Source organism: Salipaludibacillus neizhouensis, from assembly GCF_002886185.1.
GTDB classification, from domain to species: Bacteria; Bacillota; Bacilli; order Bacillales; family Salisediminibacteriaceae; genus Salipaludibacillus; species Salipaludibacillus neizhouensis.
In genome coordinates this window covers 3,164,091-3,169,271 of the sequence record NZ_KZ614146.1, presented here as the reverse complement: position 1 = coordinate 3,169,271, position 5,181 = coordinate 3,164,091, and the positions used below count along the sequence as shown (strand labels likewise).

The following is a 5,181-nucleotide window of genomic DNA, read 5'->3' as shown; positions in this document are numbered from 1 at the left end:
TAGACAGCTAACCAAACGAAACCGACCAGGTAGTATACGCCAGATCATCAAAGAAATTAATGAGGTTACAACTGGATGGATCAACTACTACGGGATTAGTTATATGAAAAACTACATCAGGACCATTGATCAATGGATCAGACGACGGATTAGACAAATCATATGGAAACGCTGGAAGAAAGTGAAGACGAAATATAAAAGTCTTATTAAACTCAAAGTACCCAAACAAAAGGCTTGGGAATGGGCAAACACACGGAAGGGTTATTGGCGCATTGCGTGTAGTTTTATTTTACACCAAGCCATTACAAACAAAATTCTCGAAGGAATTGGTTTAAAGAACTTAAACCACATCTTCGAGAAAGCACACTCAAACTATTGAACCGCCGTATACGGAACCGTACGTACGGTGGTGTGAGAGGTCGGGGGTTAATACCCCCTCCTACTCGATTGTGTATAGGGCCATATGAGTTCCTAAGATTTTAAAGTTTCTGTCATACTTGTTTTCATTGTCTTATTGTAAGGCATGTATTTATGGAGGGGACATATATTTTAGAAAAAGAATTTGTTTAGGAGGAGTCTAAATGAACAAAGTCAGTATTGTTATACTAGGTATAATAACATCCTTCGTACTAATTGGTTCATTCATGGTGTTTAATAGTCAGGCTAGTAGTGAAGTAACAATTGTTAATCAAAAAGAGATTGACAATGAGTATTTAGATGATTTAGACAAGAGAACTTTTGATTTGGCACAGATTATTGAAAATGGTTTAAAAGACACTACAGCTCGACTAAATAGTATTGAGTATGATATTAATCATTTTCCAAATCGCCTTATTCACATAGATTCAAATAGTTCAAAGGACGGTAATAATATTGAACTGTTAGTACAAAATATAATTCAATCGGTAGAGGATAATTCAGTAATTAAGGAAAATGAACCACTTGAAATTATTGTATTAAACAAAGAAGGAAAAAAGATAAATTAAAATTTCAGGTTTATAGTGAAGTGATGTAAAAGATAAGTCAGGCATTTATCATATGATTTATCTTAAAATAGATAATGTCATTCCAGTTAAATTCTATATCAGTAACATCCATCCTTTGGACAAATTATCTTAATAAATAGCATGAAATACCAGAAATAATGTTCAAATATTACTTCAAAGAATGGATCGCTCATATTGCTAGTCTGCACTTGATAGGGACATTGATCATTGATGAAATACAACACTTAAAAGCCGCTAGTAGCGGTGGATCAGAAAGAAGGCTAAATTTCTTTGTCAGTAGTTAATACCATTGGCATCCCTGTTGTTTTAATAGGAACAAATGTCAGCCGTTTCTGTTTTACAAAAGGAATTTCGTCAAGCAAGAAGAGGAAGTGGACAAGGCGATAAAGTATGGTAACTAGTTCCCTTTTAGTACCTAATTCCTACCGGTTATATCTTCAACAAACAGGCGCAAATCTGTAATAAGAATTGCGTCCTTTCTTTGTGTATAGGGCCAGTTTGTGGAACTCTTATATTACCTAGTAGACCTATACTGCGCAGTAATTGGGTTCAATTTTAGGTCAGGTTTTATAAAGCCAATTGAAAACAGAGCCGTTCACACATACCCAAAATACACCCCCATCAAAGCCATAGGTCACCACACTATAAATTCTCCAAATTCAATTTAAACGCATAAATCCAACTTTCTGAAGAATATTAACATCAGTAAATGAACTATCAGGTAAACGATGGCTGCAGAAGGGAGTCTTTAACGTTATGCTTAATAAATTCTCTACTGTGTTTAAAATATCAGCAGGGATTATGTTGTTATTGGTTATTCTAGGAGTAGCGTGGCCCGAGGGGTTAGAGAACATCACCACGAACGTGCAAGATTTTATAGCGATTAACCTAGGCTGGTACTACCTTATTATCGTTACATTCTTTGTCCTAGTTGTCTTAATGTTCTTAATTACGCCACTTGGTAAAATCAAATTAGGAAAGCCAGGAGAAAAACCTGAGTTTTCTAGACCAAGCTGGATTGCGATGCTTTTCAGTGCAGGAATGGGAATCGGTCTTGTATTCTGGGGAACGGCTGAACCAATCAGTCACTACGCAATTAGTTCACCAACTTTGGAGACTGGAACCGATCAAGCTATAAAAGATGCTATGCGTTTCACCTATTTTCACTGGGGTATTCACGCTTGGGGGATTTATGGAATAGTGGGTCTGGTTTTAGCATATTTCAATTACAGACATGACAAGCCTGCTCTCATTAGTGCAACATTGGAGCCTGTTATTGGCGATTTAGCAAAAGGAACGTCAGGAAAAGTAATCGATATTTTCGCTGTTATCGCGACTGTTATTGGGGTTGCGACTACCCTTGGTTTTGGTGCTGTTCAAATCAATGGTGGTTTAGCTTATTTGTTTGATATTCCGAATGAATTTTTCATACAATTAATTATTATCGTTATTGTAACGGTTCTTTTCATGATTTCTGCCTGGACGGGATTAGGGAAAGGTATCAAAATTTTGAGTAATGTTAACATGGGATTAGCAGGTCTTCTATTTCTTCTTATTTTCATTTTTGGGCCAACGTTATTCATTTTAAATCTTTTTACAGACTCCCTTGGCTCTTATTTACAACACTTACCGCAGATGAGTTTTCGTATTGCTCCGTTGAATGAAGAATCGCAAGAGTGGATTAAATCATGGACAATTTTCTATTGGGCTTGGTGGATTGCATGGTCTCCGTTTGTGGGAATTTTTATTGCGCGTATCTCAAGAGGACGTTCCATACGTGAATTTGTCTTTATTGTTTTAATCATTCCATCATTGGTGGGTTTCCTTTGGTTCGCAACATTTGGAGGAACAGCGATTCATCTTGAGCATACAGGTGTAGCCGAGATATCGAAACTAGCAACAGAAGAGTCACTATTTGGTGTATTATCGAATTTCCCATTAGGGTTAGTCGCATCCATTGTTGCTATGTTACTCATTAGTACATTCTTTATCACATCCGCCGATTCTGGAACATTTGTGTTGGGATTAATGACAACAGGTGGTATAGGTGATCCAGGGAAAATGATTAAATTAACATGGGGCGTGCTTCTTTCTTCTATAGCACTAGCTCTTCTCTACACGGGAGGACTACAAGCTTTACAAAATACCATGATTATAGCGGCGTTACCGTTCTCGGTCATTATGTTCTTTATGTGTATCAGTTTCTTGAAGTCAATTTATAAAGAAGGAAAAGAACTGGGTGTTGTCAATAATAAACAGAAGAAAAATTGAAAAAATTAATGCATCCCCCACTAAATCGAAGATTTTGAAAGGGGATGCTTCGCTTATTTTTATTCAATTTGGGAGATAAAACAATGTCGTTTACTACGCAGCATTCCTGTAGTGCGTTAATTTCGACTTTGAAAAAAATAGAGCCCCTCAGTAAGATAAGAGTATAGATACCAAACTAAAACTCAAATCTAAGGAGGAGCTCTTATATGAAGTTTAAAATGCAAGACAAACAAAATCAACTAATTGAAAGAATTTCTGATAAACATCTTGTTGTTGGTGTGGATATAGCACAGCATGTTCATGTTGCACGAGCTGTAAATTTCCGTGGTATTGTCGTCGGTGATCCTCTCACTTTTGAAAATAACGAGAAAGGTTTCGCTAGATTAATGGAATGGATTTGTCATTTAAAACTTTCAAAAGGATTAAATACTGAAATAGTTGGGATGGAACCTACCGGACATTACTGGTTGAACCTATCTAAATGGTTATATGATCAAGATATTGATGTAGTAACCGTTAATCCTCACCATGTGAAAAGAAATAAAGAAAATCGTGATAATACCCAATCTAAAAGCGATAAAAAAGATGCCCTTGTGATTGCAGATATGATCAAGAATGGGTATTACTCCTTTATCCGGCCCACTTCTGAAGCTTTTGAAAAGCTTCGAGTGCTAATGGCTAACCGAGATGTAATCGTTAAACGCCTCACCAGTTCTATTAACCAAATAAATCGTTGGGTAGATATTGTCTTCCCTGAACTTCGAGAAGTATTTAAAGATGTAAAAGGAAAAGGGGCAATCGCAACACTTCGGTTATTTCCTACACCTTCAGAACTATGTTCCATGAAAGCACAGGATATAGTGAAAGGTTGGAAAACAGTGATGAAACGTCACGCAGGACTTAAAAAAGCACAATCGTTAATTGACTTAGCAAAAAATTCTGTAGGCAGTAAACAAGCACACGAAGCCTATAAGCTTCATTTAGAACATTTACTTGAAGAATTCGATTTAGCAAAAGTCCAACTCGAAAGAGTAGAAAAAGAAGTCACTTCCGTACTTGATCAAATTACTTTCGCTAAAAAAATAATTGCCATTGAAGGAATTAGTGAAATTTCATTGGCGGGTATTTTAGGAGAAGCTGGTGATTTAAGTGGCTTCGCGCATGGTAATTCTCTATTACGACATGCGGGACTACATCTGGCAGAAGCAAGCTCGGGTAAATGGAAAGGACAAATTGTCGTTTCAAAACGTGGGAGATCTCGACTAAGGCGATTTTTATTTTTAACGACATTAAGCCTTGTGAGCAATAACTCTGATTTCAAGCAGATTCATTTTAATAATGTTAAAGTCAAAAAGATGAAAAAAATGAAATCTATCATGAAACTCGTGGGGAAATTAGCAAGAATATTGGTGGCAATATCTAAAAATCATGAATCATATTGTTCTCAGAAAGTACAACCATTAGCACCTATAGCAGCTTAATTCTAATCGTAAACTAAGTAAGGCTTTAAAGTAATTAAAAGTAGTTTAATAATTCTTGAATGTTGGCTTATTCGTAGGATTACAGAGAAAGCGCGGAGTACTGGATACCGTTGTACCTAAGGGCACTGACCCGTTTGCGCAGCAAAACCGGCCTCCACCCCTTGGATAGGCATGACGAAGGAATGAAAGGGCAAATGACCCGTTGAGACATGGGAGGGATAGCCTCCAGGGGCGGCGTGGAGATGCGTGCAGTATATTATGGAAATAAATGGAGCTACTATTGACTCCTCTATTCCCGCATGCCTTCATGTAGCCTTTATTATCAAAACTCATTCCATTCATCCGTCATTGTTCTTAGAAGTGGTCTGAAATCCTGCGAATAAGCGAGCATTTGTGAGTAAATAGAATCTAACTGAGGGAGT

Annotated in this window: 4 protein-coding genes; all 4 read left to right on the top strand. The window is 37.0% G+C overall.

What is annotated here, in order from left to right:
- Positions 1-379, top strand: a 379-nt coding sequence (locus CEF18_RS14910) for a group II intron maturase-specific domain-containing protein (RefSeq protein ID WP_317624106.1), incomplete at its 5' end; no start/stop codon positions are given.
- A 202-nt stretch (positions 380-581) separates the two neighbouring features.
- Positions 582-986: a hypothetical protein gene (locus CEF18_RS14905; RefSeq protein ID WP_110937193.1), complete on the top strand. Its 405-nt coding sequence runs from the start codon at positions 582-584 to the stop codon at positions 984-986.
- A 777-nt stretch (positions 987-1,763) separates the two neighbouring features.
- On the top strand, positions 1,764-3,278 hold the full coding sequence (locus tag CEF18_RS14895) for a glycine betaine uptake BCCT transporter (RefSeq protein WP_110937192.1): 1,515 nt from the start codon (positions 1,764-1,766) through the stop codon (positions 3,276-3,278).
- A gap of 206 nt (positions 3,279-3,484) precedes the next feature.
- A complete protein-coding gene (locus CEF18_RS14890; RefSeq protein WP_110934896.1) occupies positions 3,485-4,759 on the top strand; it encodes an IS110 family RNA-guided transposase in 1,275 nt (424 codons plus the stop codon).
- Positions 4,760-5,181 lie beyond the last annotated feature (422 nt).